Source organism: Halorientalis sp. LT38 (assembly GCF_037031225.1).
Classification (GTDB): domain Archaea; phylum Halobacteriota; class Halobacteria; order Halobacteriales; family Haloarculaceae; genus Halorientalis; species Halorientalis halophila.
On record NZ_JAYEZN010000001.1, the window covers coordinates 445,920 to 461,787 of the forward strand.

The following is a 15,868-nucleotide window of genomic DNA, read 5'->3' on the forward strand; positions in this document are numbered from 1 at the left end:
CGACGAGCCGGCTCAGGGTCGCACCGTCCGCAGCGCCCACGTCTCGGGCCCCTGTTTCTCGACCTCGAACGGCTGGAAGGCGAGTTCGGGATCTTCGACCGCCGCCAGTTCGCCGAGGAACTCCCGGACCGGCGTGGGATCGCGGTCGCTCAGGAGGTAGAACGGCTCACCTGGATCGACCGACGCGAACCCTTCCTCGACGGCGTCGTAGCGTTCCTCGGGCGCGAGGCCGCGGAGGTCGACCGCGTCGTCGGGCACCGTCATCCGTCCGACGTCGTCCAGACGATCCCGAACGCTGTCGGCCAGGGCAGCGAACGGGGCCGGCGCATCTCCGGGCGTCGCGGTCGTCTGCGCGTCGTCGGTAAAGGGGAGTTCGGCCAGGACCGGCGCGTCGAGGTCCGCGACGGTCGCCCCGTCGAACAGCGGGTGTTCGTCGCCGCACTCCGGACAGGTGTGGCTGGCCATGTTCAGGACCGTCCCGAGGACGGGGACGCCCTCGTCGGCGAACAGTTCGACGCTCCGGCGGGTGTCGGCCACGCTCGCCTGGAAGGGGGTCGTCACGAACAGGACGCCGTCGACGGGCGTCTCCTGGAGCACCGAGAGCACCACGTCGCCCGTCCCCGGCGGCAGATCGAGGACCAGCACGTCCCGGTCGCTCCAGGCCGTGTTCTCGGCCAGGTCGGTCAGGGCGTCGTGGGCCACCGACCCGCGCCAGGCCAGCGGCTGGCTGTCGTTCATCAGGCCGGTGCTCATCACCTCCAGTCCGTCCCGCTCTACGGGCATCGGGCGGTCGTCCTCGTCGGCCCTGACTGGACCGTCCACGTCCAGCAGGGTCGGGACGTTCGGCCCGTAGAGGTCGGCGTCGAAGAGCCCCACGTCCCGATCGGCCGCCAGTGCGCAGGCCAACTGGACCGCAACTGTCGACTTCCCGACGCCACCTTTCGCGCTGGCCACCGCAATCACGAGGTCCACGTCGGCGAAGGCCTCGGTATCACCGTCCGCACCGGCTTCGCCGTGTTCTAATCCGCCCTCGTGGCCGTGGTGGTGGGTGTGGGGCTCCGGCGTCACTCGCTCGACTCGGACCTCGTCGACGCCGTCGATGCCGCCGACGGCGCTGACGACGGCGTCGGCGACCCCCTGTCCCATCGAGGGGTCGACCGCCGTCGTATCCAGTTCGACCGTCACCCCGCCCGACTCGACGGTGACGTCGTGGACCAGTCCGACCTCGTACACGTCGGCCCCGAGCGACGGATTCCGGACCTGCTGTAACGCCGACTCGACGGCCGATTCCAGTTCGTTCGTCGTGGACATGCTGGTGTCTCCGACGCGAAGTCGCGTCTACGTCCCTGTCGGCGGCCCGTGCCGGTAGCTTCCCGCCCAAAGGATCGCGGGCTTTGAAGTCCGGCCGGGGATCGACGAACGGTCGACGGTGACGGTGTGGCCGGGTGCCCGGGGTAACCAGTCCCGAAGTATTGTGGTCGTCGTTTTAGCCGGCCAGTCACCCAACCCCGGTGTGATGACCGACTTCGAGTTCGAGTGTCCACACTGTGGCGAGCGGTTCGTCGTCGACGACGGCGCCCTCGAACTGCTCATCGCCGACGGGTGCGTCGCGTGCGGCGATCAGGTGACGCGGGAAGCCGTCGTCGAGGCGGCGAAACAGGCGTGACACGCGATCACCTCCGGGCGGCCAACCGGGCGCTGCTCGACGCCATCGAGACGCCGCCCGAGACCGGCATGGAGGGTGAACTTGACCGACTGGCCGAGCGACTGTGGTATCTGGCGGCGGAGAAGGAGCGACCGCCCGACCAGGGCCGGCTGGAGCGACTCCAGTACCGGCTCACCGTTCTCCGCGAGCGGGTCCACGGGCGGCGGAAGCGGCTCGTCACGCGGGCCGTCGAACACGTCTGCGCCTGTCGCGAGAAGGAAAAGACCGTGGTCTGAGCGGGCACTCGCCGTGTGGCCGTTCAGTTCGCGTCGCCGCGCAGTTCGAACTTCTGGACCTTGCCCGTGGTCGTCCGGGGTAGTTCCTCGACGAACTCGACTTCGCGGGGGTGTTTGTACTCGGCCAGGTACTCGAGGCAGTACTGCTTGATCTCCTCGGGCGTCACGTCGGCGTCGGGTTTGGGAACGACGAAGGCCTTCACCGTCTCGCCCCGGCGTTCGTCCGGGATCCCGACGACGGCGGCGTCGGCGACGGCCTCGTGCTCGAAGAGCAACTCCTCGATCTCGCGCGGGTAGACGTTGTACCCGCCGGTGACGATCATGTGTTTCTCGCGGTCGATGACGTAGAAGAAGTTCTCCTCGTCCCAATAGCCGAGGTCCTCGGTGTGGAACCAGGTCTTCCCGTCGACCTCGGTGAAGGCCTCCTCGTTGGCCCCGGGGCGACCGTGGTACCCCTTCATCACGTTGGGGCCGGAGACGACGACCTCGCCGACGATCTCGTCCAGGTCGTACTCGTCCTCCTCGATGGGCCCCGACTCGACGCGGGGCATCTCCTCGAAGTCCCCGTTCACGATCTTCGCGTCGACGCCGGGGATGGGCTGGCCGATCGAGCCCTTCCGGCGTGCGCCCGGCCGGTTGGCGTGGGTGATGGGGCTGGTCTCGGTGAGGCCGTACCCCTCGTTGAGCGGGACGCCGTAGATCTCCTCGAAGCGGTCGATGACCTCGATCGGGCAGCTACTGCCGCCGGAGTTGACGAAGCGGAGGCTCGAGAGGTCGTAGTCGCCGGCGTTGGGCTGGTTGATGACGTCGTTGTACATCGCCGGGACGCCGTGCATGATCGTCAGCCGCTCGTCCTCGATGAGCGAAAGCGCCTCCTGGGCGTCCCACTCCGGCAGCGGGTAGTACGTCGACCCGTTGTAGAGCCCGGCGTTCATCACGACGGTCATGCCGTAGATGTGGAACAGCGGCAGGACGCCGAGCAGTTTGTCTTCGGGTCCCATCTTCTCTTCCATGATGTCGTCGGCGTGGCGGCTCATCCACCCGAGGTTCCTGTGGGTCAGGAGCACGCCCTTCGGCGTACCGGTGGTGCCACTGGTGTAGGGCTGGGCGGCCACGTCGTCGTCGGCGCGCTCGACGGTCTCCATCGGCTCGTCGGCGAGGAAGGCGTCGAATTCGGTCGCGCCGTCGGCGTCACCGCCGACGCTGACGATCTGCTCGACGTCGGTGTCGTCCTGCACTTCGCGGACGAAGGGAACGAGGTCCGCGAGCGCGATCACGGCGGTGGCCTCGCTGTCTTCCAGCATGTGACTGATCTCGCGTGCCTTGTACTGGGGGTTCATCGGTACGACGGCCCCGCCGGCCCGGAGGACGCCGTAGTAGGAGGTCACGAACTGCGGGAGGTTGGGCAGGTAGACCCCCACGCGGTCGCCCGGTTCGACGCCGGCGTCGGCGAGCGCCGCCGCGAGCTGGCCGGTGCGGTGCCAGAACGCCTCGTAGGGGACCTCCGTTTCCCGGAAGGAGATGGCAGGTTGCTCCGGGTACGCTGCGACCGTCTCGGCCACGTCTGTGACGAGGTTCGTCATCACTCACAAGCAACGACTGACGGAAGTAAAATAGTTGTCTTCTGTTCGACCAACGTTTCCGGAACGTCGGCCGGTCGCTTACATCGGTTCGAGGAAGTCCGAAAGAGCTAACAGCGGAAGCAGTGGGTCCGTTACCCGCCCAGGTACGACTCGCGGATGTAGTCGTCGTCCCGGAGTTCGTCGGGCGAGCCCTCGCGGACGATCTCGCCGTTTTCCAGCAGGTGAATGCGGTCGGCGTGGTTCATCGCGAAGGTGACGTTCTGCTCACAGAGCAGGATCGTCACGCCCTCCTCCTGGATGCGGTCGATGCCCTCGCTGATGTCTTCGAGGATCACCGGTGCGAGTCCCAGCGTCGGTTCGTCCAGCACGAGCACGTCCGGGTCGCTCATCAGCGCCCGCCCGATCGCGAGCATCTGCTGCTCCCCGCCGCTCATCGTCTGGGCGTGCTGGTCTTTGCGTTCCTCGAGGGTCGGGAACAGATCGTAGACGAACGCCAGTCGCTCGTCGTAGTCGCCCCGGACGTACGTGCCCAGGTCGAGATTGTCCTCGACGGACATGAACCCGAAGAGGTCGCGCGACTCGGTGCAGTGGATCAGGCCGTCTTCGACCAGCGACTCGGGGGTCCGGTTCGCGACGGACTGGCCGCGGTACTCGACGGTCCCGTCGTAGTCGATGAACCCGGTGACCGTGTTCGCGAGCGTCGACTTCCCGGCACCGTTCGGGCCGATGACGGAGACGATCTCGCCCTCGCCGACCGTCAGATCGACGCTCCGGAGGGCCTGGACCTTGCCGTAGGAGACGTTCAGTCCGGAGATCGAGAGGACGTCCTCGCCCGAGGTCTCGGTCGTGTCAGACACGGTAGCTTCGGAACTCACAGGTCACCACCTCCGAGATACGCCTCCTGGACTTTCGGATTCTCCTTGATGGCCTCGGGTTCGCCCGCGGCGATCATCGATCCGAACTGGATGACGATGGCGCGGTCGATCAGCGAGAGGAGCCCCCGCATGTTGTGGTCGACCACGACGAGCGTCAGCCCCTCGTCGCGGAGTTCGAGCAGGAGGTCCGAGACGCTCTCGACTTCGGGGCCGGAGAGGCCCGCGAACGGTTCGTCGACCAGCAGGAGCTCGGGATCGGTCGCCAGCGCGCGCCCGAGTTCCAGCCGGAGCAACCCCGCGTGGGGCAACTCGTCCGGGAGCATGTCCTTCCGGTCGCCGAGGCCGACGCGCTCGCAGATCCGGGCCGCCTTTCGCTTGGTCTCGCCACTCAGTCCCTGCATGGAGAACATCTTGTTCGGCGTCAGCGCCAGCGAGACGTTCTGGAGAACCGTCCGATCCTCCAGGGGTCGGAACTCCTGGAAGGTGCGAGCCAGCCCCTTCTCGACCATGACGTGCGAGGCGCTGCCGGTGACGTCCTCTCCCTTGTAGTAGACCGTGCCCGAGGTCGGCGGGAAGCGGCCGGTGACGCAGTTGAACGTCGTGGACTTCCCGGCGCCGTTCGGGCCGATGAACCCGAGGATCTCCTGCTCCTCCACGGCGAAGGAGAGGTCGTCGACGGCGGTGAGGCCGCCGAACTTCTTCACGATGTGGTCGAGCACGAGGATCCCGTCGTCGGGACCCAGGTCCGTTCGATCGTCCGGTACCGCGCCGTCGTCCGCGTGTTGGCCTGTCTCAGCGCTCATCGTCGTCACCTCCGAACATGGCCCGGAGATCGTCCGTGTAGTTCTCGTAGACCTGCTCGAGCGGCGTGTTCGCCTCGCTCTCCGCCCCGCCGTCGGTGGCGACCTCCGGACCGCCGCCCTCGCCGCCGAAGACGCGTTCCTTGAACATCCCCGTGAGCCCGAAGGCCCAGCGGATGAGACCGCCCGGGAACGCGAACAGCAGGATCAGCGTGATGATCGCGAAGACGAGGAAGTCCATCTCGGAGATTGGCGTGTCGAGCAGCGGCACGACCAGGTCGACGTTGAGCAACTGGTTCTGCAGCAGGATCAACAGGACGCCGCCGATGGCCGCGCCCACGATGGTCCCCATGCCGCCGAGGATGGCGGCGATGATGACTTCGACGTTGACGGTGATCGCGAGCAGCGTCGACGGACTGGCGTTCCCGCTCGGCGTGTGGACGATCATCGCGCCGGCGAGGCCACCGACGGCCGCGCTCAGCACGAACGCCATGATCTTGAACTTCGCCGGGTTGAGGCCCGACGCCGAGACGGTGTCCTCGTCCTCGCGGATCGCCGTGAACACCGCGCCCGCGTCCGAGCGCGTGATCGTCCACAGCAGCGCGAGGACGAACACGAACAGCGCGAGGGCGATGTAGTAGAACATGTACTCGTCGCCGAACGTGGACAGACCGAGCAACGCGTCCACTTTCGCCGGCGAGATGCCCTGTTCCCCGTTGAAGATGTCGCTCCTGTAGATGAACAGCTGGACGAGGATCAGGGGCGCCACGAGGGTCACGAGCGAGAGGTACGGCCCCCGGAGCCGCAGCGCCGGGACGCCGATGATGATTCCGGCCACGGCGGCCAGCAGGACGCCGACCGGGATCGACAGCACGGGATCGAGCCCGTACCCGGCGTTCAACAGCGCCGACGTGTAGCCGCCGACGCCGAAGAAGAGGCCGTGACCGAAGCTGATCTGCCCGGTGTACCCGGAGACGACGTCCCAGCTCATCGCGTAGACGCCGAAGAAGTACGCGCCCGCGAAGGTCAGCGCCATCGTCGGTTCGAGCACCGCCGGGAGCCCGGCGAGCAGGACGAGTCCGACCAGTCCGGCCCGGTGCCGGTTGGACATCGTACGCGGGTCGAGTCGCCCGAGAATCTGCCGTCGTCGACTGGTGTTTTTGTCACTCATGATATCACTCCGCGAGCTCCCGGCCGTAGAGGCCTTCGGGCTTCACGAGCAGGACGAGCACGAGCACGACCAGCGGGGCGATCCCGGTCAGGTCGGAGCTGACGAACTCGACCACACCGACCTCGAGGAAGCCGATCAGGTAGGCCCCGAGGACGCTGCCCCGGATGGACCCGATCCCGCCGAGGACGACGATCGAGAACGATAGCACCAGCGGGTTCCGCCCGAGGTGGTAGTTCGCCGTCAGCTGTGACCCGAGCGCCATCCCCGCGACGCCCGCGAGCGCCCCGGCGATGATCCAGGTCGTGAGGTTGATCCGGCTGCTCTTGATGCCCATCAGCGACGCCCCCTTGGCGGACATGCTCGTCGCCAGGATGGCCTTGCCCTGCTTCGTGTAATTGATGAACAGGAACAGGGTGATGATGAGCGCCCACGAGAGGACGAAAATCGCCGCTTGGTTCGCCTGGACGTTGGTCGCGCCCAGCGAGAAGTTCCCGGAGAAGAACTGCGGGACTGCGACGGGTTGTGCGCCGAAGGTCTTGAGCACCACTTGCTCGATGGCCACCGACACAACCAGCGTCAGAATCATCACCATGATCGGTTCGTGCTCGAACCGCCTGATGATGGTCAGGTACATCACCGCGCCGAACACTGCGGGGATTACGACCGCCGCGGCGACGGCACCGGGAATGCCCAGGCCCTGCGTCGCGGCGAAGTAGGCCCCGTAAGCACCGAGGACGATGCTGGCTCCGTGTGCGAGGTTCAGTACGCCACCGACTCCGAAGATGAGGGTGAAGCCGATGGCGACCAGTGCGTACAGTCCACTCCGTATCGTCGACTGAATGACGTACTGTAGGATCGTCTCTATCATAGTTTGAAAGAAAGTCTCCGCGCTCAGATCCAGGGCGGCGTCTGGTAGTCGGCGGTCGCCAGATTATCGGGGAAGATGACCTCCTGCGTCCCGCCTGCCTGCGGGTTCTGCGGGTCCTCGGGCTGCCACTGCATGAAGACCGGCCAGACCTTGTCCTCGGCGTAGACGACGTCGTGCGTGTAGTCGCTGTCCTGTCCGTAGTACTCGATCGTTCCGGCGGTGCCGGTGTAGGAACTCTCTTCGAGGCCGGTGACGACCGGGTCCGCGCCGAGGTCGCCCTGCTCCTCGACGACGGTCGCGAACTGGTTCACCGCGTCGTAGGCGATGTAACCGGTGTAGACCGGATAGCTGTCGTACTCAGCCATGAAGTTCTCCGCGAACGGGACGGTCGCGTCGCCCCGGTCGACCTCGTCGGGCGTCGTCACCTCGGACTGGGGCGTCGCGGAGTTCTGGGTCACGCCGTACGCGCTGGCCCCCTTGACCAGGTCGTAGTAGGCGGGGAGCTGCATCGGGACGTGGATTCCGCCGAACTCGAAGGGCCGCTGCTGCTGGGCCCACTGGGTGATCGCAGCCGACCCGGTGTGGGCCATCGCGACGAACGCGGCGTCCGCGCCGGAGTCCTCCACGTCGTTGTAGACCGGGTTGAAGTCGCTCGTCCCGGAGGAGTACCGCCGGTTCATGACGACGTCTACGCCGGTGTCTTCGAGCCGCTCGTTCAGGACCGCCGAGACCGGCTCGGTCCAGGTGAAGTCCTCGACCAGCACGGCGACCGTTTCCCAGCCCAGGTCGCTGGCCTTCGCGTCCATGAAGTCGACCAGGTTCACGCCCAGGTGGTGGGCGTTGATCGGGCCGGTCCGGAAGTGGTACTTGTACTGCTCGTAGTTCTCGTTGACCTGCGCACTGGCGTCGGGGGTCGCCGCCCCGGCGGTCATGTGCGGCGTCTGTGCCTCCGCGATGTCCTCGAGGATGGCTAGCAGGACCTCGCTCGTGAACACGCCCGTGGTCAGGTCGACGTCTTCCTCCCTGATGAACTCCCCGTAGCGTTCGCGGCCGGTCTGGGGGTCCTCGGCCGTGTCTTTGACCATGACGTTGAGTTCGGTCCCGTCGAGACCGCCGTCGTCGTTGATCTGCTTGGCCGCCAGTTTCGCTCCGTTCGCGATCGAGCCGCCGATCGGGTCCTCCGAGGGGTGCGGTGCGAGGACGCCGATCCTGATCTCGTCGCGGTCCGCGAGCGGAACCGCCGCCTCCTCACCGCCACCGCCGAGACAGCCGGCCAGGCCCGTCGCGGCCGCACCGATCCCCGCTGCCTTGATAAATGGACGACGGCCGAACCGCCGTTTATTTCCAACGTTTTCCGACTTCCCGTTCTTATTTCCGTTGCTACTAGACGACCAGTCCCTGTTACCATCGTTAACCATGGTGTCTGTCTGCACGTTGTAACCGAGGTTAATAAATGTTCATGGCGTTCTATCGAAATCGATTATCGGGCGGGATAGGGTTTAAAAAGCGACGTATCAACGGCACTTGAAGTACCCCCAAAATTGGGGGGGTCGGCCCGAAACTATCGGGCCAGCGCGCGTCGCGCGACAGACCACCCTCGACCCGAACCGGCCACCACTACCGCCGGCTGGATTGTGGTAGGTGTTACCGTCCCTCGAACTCCGGTTCGCGGCTCTCCATGAACGCCGTCGCGCCCTCCTCGTGGTCGTGGGTCTCGAACACCTGCGCCTGCCCGGCGGCCTCGTTGGCCATCGCCTGGTCGAGGTCGCTGTTGAGCCCCTGGCGGATGAGCCGTTTCGAGGTCTTCAGCGCGACGGTCGGGCCGGTGGCGATCCGGTCGACGTACTCGGTGGCCCGCTCCTCGAACTCGTCGTCGGGGTAGACCTGCGTGAACAGGCCCTCGTCGTGGGCGTCCTCGGCGTCGAGCATCTCACCGGTCAGGACGAGTTCCTGGGCCTTGTTCTGGCCGACGATCCGGGGGAGGAAGTAGGAGGTCCCGGTGTCGACCGCGAGACCGACCTGGCGGAACCCGAAGCTGATCCGACTCCGCTCGCTCGCGATCTGGACGTCGCAGGCGATCGCCAGGTTCGCGCCGGCGCCGAAGGCGGCGCCGTCGATCTTCGCGATCACCGGCAGTTCGAACTCGTGGACGCGTTGCAGCGCCGTCGAGGTCCGGTTGATACTCTGCACTTTCTCGTGGGGCGCGACCTCGCCCTGGAGCCCCTCGAGCATCGAGTTGATGTCACCGCCGGCGCAGAACGCACCGCCCGCCCCCTCGAGGACGACGCAGCGGACCGACTCGTCGCCCTCGATCTCGTCGAGCGCGTCGACGATCCCGTCCTTGATGGGACTCGTCAGCGCGTTCCGGGAGTCCGGTTCGTTGAGGGTTATCGTGGCGATGCCGTCGTCGACCGATAGAAGGACTGATTCGTCCGCCATGCTACGACACACGTCGGGCCACCCGTTCAAAAATATTCCCCATCCGCTACCACTGCTTTTCGAATGGCCGTTGAGATTTACAATGTAATTCGCGAGCGGGGCCGAACCGGGGCGCAGCGAGCGGTTCTCGTCAACGGCTCGTCCAGCCGCCGTCGACGGAGAGCACCGACCCGGTGACGTAGGAGGCGGCGTCGCTGGCGAGGAACACGGCCGGGCCGGCGATCTCCTCGGGTTCGGCGAACCGGGAGAGCGGGGTCCGGTCCAGTAGCGACTGGCGGAGTCCCTCGTTCTCCATGGCTTCCTCGGTGAGGTCGGTCGCGACGTAGCCGGGTGCGATGGCGTTCACCCGGACGTCGGGAGCCCAGTCGATGGCCATGCTCTTGGTCAGCCCGACCAGCCCGTGCTTCGAGGCGACGTAGGGGTGCTGTCGCGGCAGGCCCACCAGCCCGCCGACGCTGGCGACGTTGATCAGACTCCCGCCATCGGAGAGATGTGGCGCGCTCGCCTGCGCGCACGCGAAGGCGCCCCGGAGGTTCACGTCCACCGTGAAGTCGAAGCCCTCCTCGACCGCCACGTCCTCGGGCCGTCCAAGCGCGGCCTCGGAGTTGACGCCCGCGTTGTTGACGACCACGTCGACGCCGCCGAAGGCCTCGACGGCCTCGTCGATCAGCGCCGACACGCTGTCGGTGTCGGTCACGTCGACCGTCGCCGGATGCGCTTCGCCGCCGGCCTCCCTGATGGTCTCGGCGACGGCTTCGACGTCAGCAGCCGTCCGAGAGGCCGGGACCACCGCCGCACCGGCCCCGGCCAGGCCCTCGGCGATCGCCCGTCCGATGCCGCGGCTCCCGCCAGTGACGACCGCGACGCGCCCAGAGAGGTCGAATTCGTCCTGCATACCCTGGCGTTGCCACACCGGCCGAATAAGCGTTTGCGTCACGAATCCCGCGGCGTGGACGGCCCTCGAAGCCCGTCTCGGCAAAGCGCCGCGGCCCAGTCGTCCGAAACCGACTCGTATCACGATTCGAGCACATACTCGAAGAACAACGCTTATTCACGTGATAGGGGACGTACGACGCGATGCCCTCGAACACGAACCGCCGACGGTTCATCCAGCTCGCCGGCGCGGCAGCGGCCCTCTCGGTCGCCGGCTGTAACGCCCTCGAGTCGGACGGGACGCCGACGGACGGCGAGGACACGACGGACGACGGCTCGACGTCCGGCAGCAACACCGTGACGCTGCAGGTGCAACTCGGCCAGGAGGCACAACTTCAGCTCCAGCAGCAACAGCGCCAGCTCCAGTCACAGATCCAGAGCGGGGAACTGAGTCGGGCGGAAGCACAGAGCGAACTCCAGGACCTGGCGGCCGAGCAGTACGGCCAGGTCATCGACTCCTTCGAATCGAAGATCGAAGGCGAGGACGTCACCGTCGAGGACTCCCTGCCCGCGTTCGGGGTGCTCCTCGTCTCGGGCGACGCCGACGCCGTGCTCGACACGCTCGAACTCGAGGAAGTCGGGTCGATCCGAGCCGAAAGCGAGTTCGAGTCCCTGCAGAGCCGGGCCGAGCAGACCGACGGACAGACCCCCGCACCCACGGCGGAGCCCGACGGGACCGCGACGACCGAACCCACCGGGACGGCGGATGACGAAGTCCAGACAGAGACGTCCACCGACACGGCCACCGAGTAACCACGCACGCCGTTGCCTCACTGGTTTGGCGGGGCCTTTTCGAGGCCGGCCGTCCTTGCGGACCTATGCGCATCCACTGGCACCGGCGGGACCTGCGCGGGGCCGACAATCGCGGGCTCCGCGCCGCCGCCGCGGCCGCTGCCGAGGACGAGACCGGCGGCGTTCGCCCGGTGTTCGTCTTCGATCCCGACGTGCTGACCCACGCCGGACCGCCGCGGGTCGCGTTCATGCTCGACGCCCTGTCCTCTCTCAGGACGTGGTACCGCGAGCGCGGGAGCGACCTGCTCGTCCGCCACGGTGATCCCCGGGAGGTGATTCCGGCCCTGGCCGACGAGTTCGACGCCGACGGCGTGATCTGGAACGCCGACTACTCCGGGCTGTCGGCCGAACGGGACGCCGCAGTCCGGCGGGCCCTCGCCGACGACGGCGTCGCCCGGCAGTCCGTTCACGACGCCGTGTTCCACGAACCCGGGTCGATCACGACCAACGACGGGGACCCCTACAAGGTGTTCACCTACTTCTCGAAGAAGTGGCACGATCGGCCGAAGTCCGAGCCCTACGAGGCCCCGCAGGCAGCGGAACTGGTCGAATTCCGCGACGACGAACCGCTCCCGTCGCTGGCGGATCTGGGGTTCGACCCGCCGGAGGCCGACGTGCCGCCAGCGAGTCCGGAAGCCGCGCGGGACCGCCTCACGGAGTTCTGCGACGAGGACGTCTACCGCTACGGCGAGCGTCGGGACTACCCCGCCGACGAGTGTACGTCCCGGCTCTCTGCCCACCTCAAGTGGGGCACCATCGGGATCCGGGAGGTCTACGAGGAGACAGAGGCGGCGAAGTTCGCCGTCCAGGACGGGAGCCCGGAGGCCGAATCGGTCCGGGAGTTCCAGGATCAACTGGCCTGGCGGGAGTTCTACACGCAGGTGCTGTTCTACAATCCCGGGGCGGTGACCGAGAACTACAAATCCTACGAGCGACCGATCGAGTGGCGTGACGATCCGGAGGCCCTGCAGGCCTGGAAGGACGGCGAGACGGGGTATCCCATCGTCGACGCCGGGATGCGCCAGCTCCGGGAAGAGGCGTACATGCACAATCGCGTCCGGATGCTCGTCGCCGCCTTCCTGACGAAGGACCTCCTGCTCGACTGGCGCGAGGGGTACGCCTGGTTCCGGGAGAAACTGGTCGACCACGACACGGGAAACGACAACGGCGGCTGGCAGTGGGCGGCCTCCACGGGGACCGACGCCCAGCCGTACTTCCGGATCTTCAACCCGACGACGCAGGGGGAACGCTACGATCCAGAGGCCGAGTACATCCAGCATTACGTCCCCGAACTCCGGGACGTCGACCCAGCCGTGATCCACGACTGGCCGGACCTCTCGCCCGCCGAGCGCGAGCGAGCGGCCCCGGCGTACCCCGACCCCATCGTCGACCACGGCGAGCGACGCGAACGGGCCATCGAGATGTTCGAGCGAGCGCGCGGCGACGCCTAGCCACTCGGGGCGTCAGCCGCTGCGCAACTCTGTGCGACGAGGACGGCGCCACCTAGCCACAAACGGTTACGAAAACTCGGGTTCTTGCACGATACCCACCGCCTTCTAAACCTTTAACAGGAGCCCAGCCGACTACCGAACTGGAGGAGATTACTATGCCCGAGAGATCTAACCCCGAACTGCCACCGCTACCGTACGACTACGACGCGCTCGAGCCCTCGATCAGCGAGCAGGTGCTCGAATGGCATCACGACACCCACCACCAGGGCTACGTGAACGGCCTCGAGAGCGCCGAGGAGACCCTCGCCGAGAACCGCGAGAGCGGTGACTTCGGCAGCTCCGGCGGTGCCATCCGCAACGTCACCCACAACGGCTGTGGCCACTATCTCCACACGCTGTTCTGGGAGAACATGGACGAAAACGGCGGCGGCGAGCCGTCCGGCGACCTCGCCGACCGAATCGAAGAAGACTTCGGCTCCTACGAGGGCTGGAAGGGCGAGTTCGAGGCCGCTGCCGGCGCCGCCGGTGGCTGGGCCCTGCTGGTCTACGACCCGGTCGCCGACCAGTTGCGCAACCTCGTCGTCGACAAGCACGACCAGGGTGCGCTCTGGGGGAGCCATCCGATCCTGGCGCTGGACGTCTGGGAGCACTCCTACTACTACGACTACGGTCCCGACCGCGGCAGCTTCATCGACGGCTTCTTCGACGTCGTCGACTGGGACAACGTCGCACAGCAGTACGAGAAGGCCATCTCGCAGTAGCGCCGTAGTCGAAACCGACTCGTTTTTTCACCGACCGTCGCGCCCCCGAGCGGCCGCGCTGCCGTGTAAAGGAGGGACGGCGACGACCACGCCGTGCGTCGCCACTGTATCGGATCGAGCCCGAAAAAGCGGTTCCCGAGTGCGAGGTCAGAACAGACCCGGGAAGAGAACGTAGCTGAACAGCATGGTCAGGATGCCGACCATGAACGCGTAGTAGGCCAACGGGATGAGGTTCAGCCGCATCACCCGGCCCTCCTGGCCGACGAGGCCGACCGTCGCCACGGCGGCGACGACGTTGTGGACGGCCACGAGGTTCCCGATGGCGCCACCGACGGCCTGTGCGCCGACGATGATCTGGGTCGGGAGGCCCAGTTGCTGAGCGGCCTCGAACTGGAAGCCGCTGAAGGTGATGTTCGAGACGGTGTTCGAGCCAGCCATCGCGGCACCGAGCGCGCCGATGAGCGACGCGACGAACGGGTAGGCCGGGCCGAGCAGGTCGGCCGTGGCCGTCGCGAGCACGACGATCATGCTCCCCGCCTCGGGTGCGCCGGGTGAGAGCCCGGAGTTGAGCATGACCTGCACCATCGCGATGACGAAGACCAGTGCGATAAAGGGCGCGACGATCTTCCGGAAGGTCTCGGCCCAAGCGGCCTTGACCTGATTCCCGGACATCCCGAAGATGGGGATGGCGAGGATGGCGCTGATCATCAGCCAGAAGCCGGGCACACTCACCCAGCCGATGGTGTTGCCGAGCGACGTGCCGAGGATCTCCTGCCAGCCGACGACGATGCCCAGGGTCACGTTGCCCAGATCCACGCCGAAGGCCGGGTTCGAGATCGCGCTACTGATCTGCGGGATCGCGCGCGTGACGACCAGCAGTACGACGAGCAGGACGTACGGCGACCACGCTTTCAGCAGCGACATCTCGGATCGGGCGCTCCTGCCGCCGTCGGTGACGGCCGAGTTGCCGGAGACGCCGCGCTGCCCGGGTTCGATGGTCCCGACCCAGTGGTCGGGCCACTCCTCGCGTGGCGGGAAGTCCCACTCCGAATCCGGGACCAGGTAGCCCATGCGGAGGGCGGTGACGGTGATCGCGCCGCCGACCATCGAACCGATGAGACTCGGGAACTCGGCGGTGATGAACCAGGCCGAGAGCCAGTAGGGCACTGCGAAGGCGATCCCCGCGAACAGACAGAGGGGCGCGACTTCCCAGGCCGGTTTCAGCGAGCGGTCCTCACCGCCGAAGAAGTAGACGACCATCCCGACGGCGAACAGCGGCATCACGAAGCCGACCAGGGAGTGGTAGGTCGCCGCCCACGCCGCGACCTGGTTGGAGTACTCGGTCACCGTGTAGCCGCCGGCCCCGATGGCCTCGCCGAAGCCCGCGGAGGAGAGCGGGTCCCGGATCCCGACGACGATCGGCGTCCCGACCGCGCCGTAGGTGACGGCGATGATGTGCCCGATGATGGCGGCCACGACCGCGGCCAGGGCCGGGAAGCCGAGGCCGAGCATCAGCGGTGCGACGACGGCCGCGGGCGTCCCGAACCCGGCCGCACCCTCGATGAACGTCGCGAGGAAGAAGCCGATCAGGACGATCTGGACGCGGCGGTCGTCGCTCACCGTCGCGAACCCCCGGTTGATGCGTTCGAACGCGCCCGCCTCCATCAGCGTGTACAGGAGCAAGAGCGCGCCGAAGACGATCCAGAGGATCTCGATCGCAGTCATGGCGCCGACGATCGACGCCGCCGCCAGCCAGTCCGGCGGCATGTTCCAGACGAAGAAGCCGACGATCAACGCTGATATCCAGGCGATCGGCATCGCTCGCGTCGCCGGCCAGAGGAACCCGACCAGCAACACGCCGGCGATCACCAGCGGAAGTGCCGCGATCAGCGTCTCTACGGTGGTTACCATGCGCTACCACCTCGTCGTCTCGGCGGTTCGTCCGTCCCGAAACCCGTGTGTAGGTGTGACAGTCCCATAGCCCACCAAACCCATGAAACCTATCGAATATAAAGTATGGTGATCATATTATATACGATTCAACGAACCGACGGTTTCGGCGGGAATGCGGCCCCATCGGCGGCTGTCGAAATCACGGCGAAGGTTTGTCACCAGCCATACTATTTATTTTCTTACACGGTTGCCCGGTGCGGCCGGGCTGAGCGATGCGGTTCGGTCTCAGCCGGAGGCGACGCGACAGTTCAGATTATTGATCTTGAAAAACTGATCTTTGCAGACAATAGCGTTTATTGGC

15 protein-coding genes are annotated in these 15,868 nt (G+C 66.6%); 5 read left to right on the forward strand and 10 right to left on the reverse strand.

Annotated elements, in window-relative coordinates; translation table 11 throughout:
• Positions 1-12: 12 nt before the first annotated feature.
• Positions 13-1,311, reverse strand: a complete 1,299-nt coding sequence (locus U5918_RS02410) for a P-loop NTPase (protein ID WP_335999210.1) — start codon at positions 1,309-1,311, stop codon at positions 13-15.
• 205 nt (positions 1,312-1,516) lie between these two features.
• On the opposite strand from U5918_RS02410, the gene U5918_RS02415 reads away from it, so the two are divergent.
• Together U5918_RS02415 and U5918_RS02420 are read left to right on the forward strand one after the other, a co-directional pair.
• A complete protein-coding gene (locus U5918_RS02415) occupies positions 1,517-1,666 on the forward strand; it encodes a DUF7560 family zinc ribbon protein (RefSeq protein WP_335999212.1) in 150 nt (49 codons plus the stop codon).
• Positions 1,663-1,941, forward strand: coding sequence for a DUF7553 family protein (locus U5918_RS02420; RefSeq protein ID WP_335999213.1), 279 nt, complete (start codon positions 1,663-1,665; stop codon positions 1,939-1,941). The genes U5918_RS02415 and U5918_RS02420 overlap by 4 nt, the downstream gene beginning before the upstream one ends.
• Positions 1,942-1,964: 23 nt before the next feature.
• Here U5918_RS02420 and U5918_RS02425 read toward each other — a convergent pair whose 3' ends face one another.
• The 8 genes from U5918_RS02425 to U5918_RS02460 all read right to left on the reverse strand — a co-directional run bounded on the left by U5918_RS02425 (position 1,965) and on the right by U5918_RS02460 (position 10,572).
• Positions 1,965-3,524: a long-chain-fatty-acid--CoA ligase gene (locus U5918_RS02425; RefSeq protein WP_335999214.1), complete on the reverse strand. Its 1,560-nt coding sequence runs from the start codon at positions 3,522-3,524 to the stop codon at positions 1,965-1,967.
• 131 nt (positions 3,525-3,655) lie between these two features.
• Positions 3,656-4,399, reverse strand: coding sequence for an ABC transporter ATP-binding protein (locus tag U5918_RS02430; RefSeq protein ID WP_335999215.1), 744 nt, complete (start codon positions 4,397-4,399; stop codon positions 3,656-3,658).
• Positions 4,396-5,202: an ABC transporter ATP-binding protein gene (locus U5918_RS02435; protein ID WP_335999216.1), complete on the reverse strand. Its 807-nt coding sequence runs from the start codon at positions 5,200-5,202 to the stop codon at positions 4,396-4,398. The genes U5918_RS02430 and U5918_RS02435 overlap by 4 nt, the downstream gene beginning before the upstream one ends.
• A complete protein-coding gene (locus U5918_RS02440; RefSeq protein ID WP_335999217.1) occupies positions 5,192-6,310 on the reverse strand; it encodes a branched-chain amino acid ABC transporter permease in 1,119 nt (372 codons plus the stop codon). Before U5918_RS02440 ends, U5918_RS02435 begins: the two co-directional genes overlap by 11 nt.
• 64 nt (positions 6,311-6,374) lie before the next feature.
• Positions 6,375-7,238: a branched-chain amino acid ABC transporter permease gene (locus U5918_RS02445; protein WP_335999218.1), complete on the reverse strand. Its 864-nt coding sequence runs from the start codon at positions 7,236-7,238 to the stop codon at positions 6,375-6,377.
• A gap of 23 nt (positions 7,239-7,261) precedes the next feature.
• On the reverse strand, positions 7,262-8,656 hold the full coding sequence (locus tag U5918_RS02450; protein ID WP_335999219.1) for an ABC transporter substrate-binding protein: 1,395 nt from the start codon (positions 8,654-8,656) through the stop codon (positions 7,262-7,264).
• A 226-nt stretch (positions 8,657-8,882) separates the two neighbouring features.
• On the reverse strand, positions 8,883-9,677 hold the full coding sequence (locus tag U5918_RS02455) for an enoyl-CoA hydratase-related protein (RefSeq protein WP_335999220.1): 795 nt from the start codon (positions 9,675-9,677) through the stop codon (positions 8,883-8,885).
• A gap of 130 nt (positions 9,678-9,807) precedes the next feature.
• Positions 9,808-10,572, reverse strand: coding sequence for an SDR family NAD(P)-dependent oxidoreductase (locus tag U5918_RS02460; protein ID WP_335999221.1), 765 nt, complete (start codon positions 10,570-10,572; stop codon positions 9,808-9,810).
• A 182-nt stretch (positions 10,573-10,754) separates the two neighbouring features.
• Here U5918_RS02460 and U5918_RS02465 point away from each other — a divergent pair, with 182 nt between their 5' ends.
• The 3 genes from U5918_RS02465 (at position 10,755) to sod (ending at position 13,614) form a co-directional block, all read left to right on the forward strand.
• Entirely contained in the window at positions 10,755-11,363 is a 609-nt protein-coding gene (locus tag U5918_RS02465; protein ID WP_335999222.1) for a hypothetical protein, read from the forward strand.
• 65 nt (positions 11,364-11,428) lie between these two features.
• On the forward strand, positions 11,429-12,853 hold the full coding sequence (locus U5918_RS02470) for a cryptochrome/photolyase family protein (protein WP_335999223.1): 1,425 nt from the start codon (positions 11,429-11,431) through the stop codon (positions 12,851-12,853).
• Between the two features lie 155 nt (positions 12,854-13,008).
• Positions 13,009-13,614 (forward strand): superoxide dismutase, encoded by a 606-nt coding sequence (gene sod / locus U5918_RS02475; RefSeq protein WP_335999224.1) that lies wholly within the window; start codon positions 13,009-13,011, stop codon positions 13,612-13,614.
• A gap of 147 nt (positions 13,615-13,761) precedes the next feature.
• On the opposite strand, the gene U5918_RS02480 is transcribed toward sod, so the two are convergent.
• Positions 13,762-15,525 carry an L-lactate permease gene (locus U5918_RS02480; RefSeq protein ID WP_335999225.1) on the reverse strand — a complete coding sequence of 588 codons (1,764 nt, stop codon included), beginning with the start codon at positions 15,523-15,525 and terminating at the stop codon, positions 13,762-13,764.
• Positions 15,526-15,868: the final 343 nt, after the last annotated feature.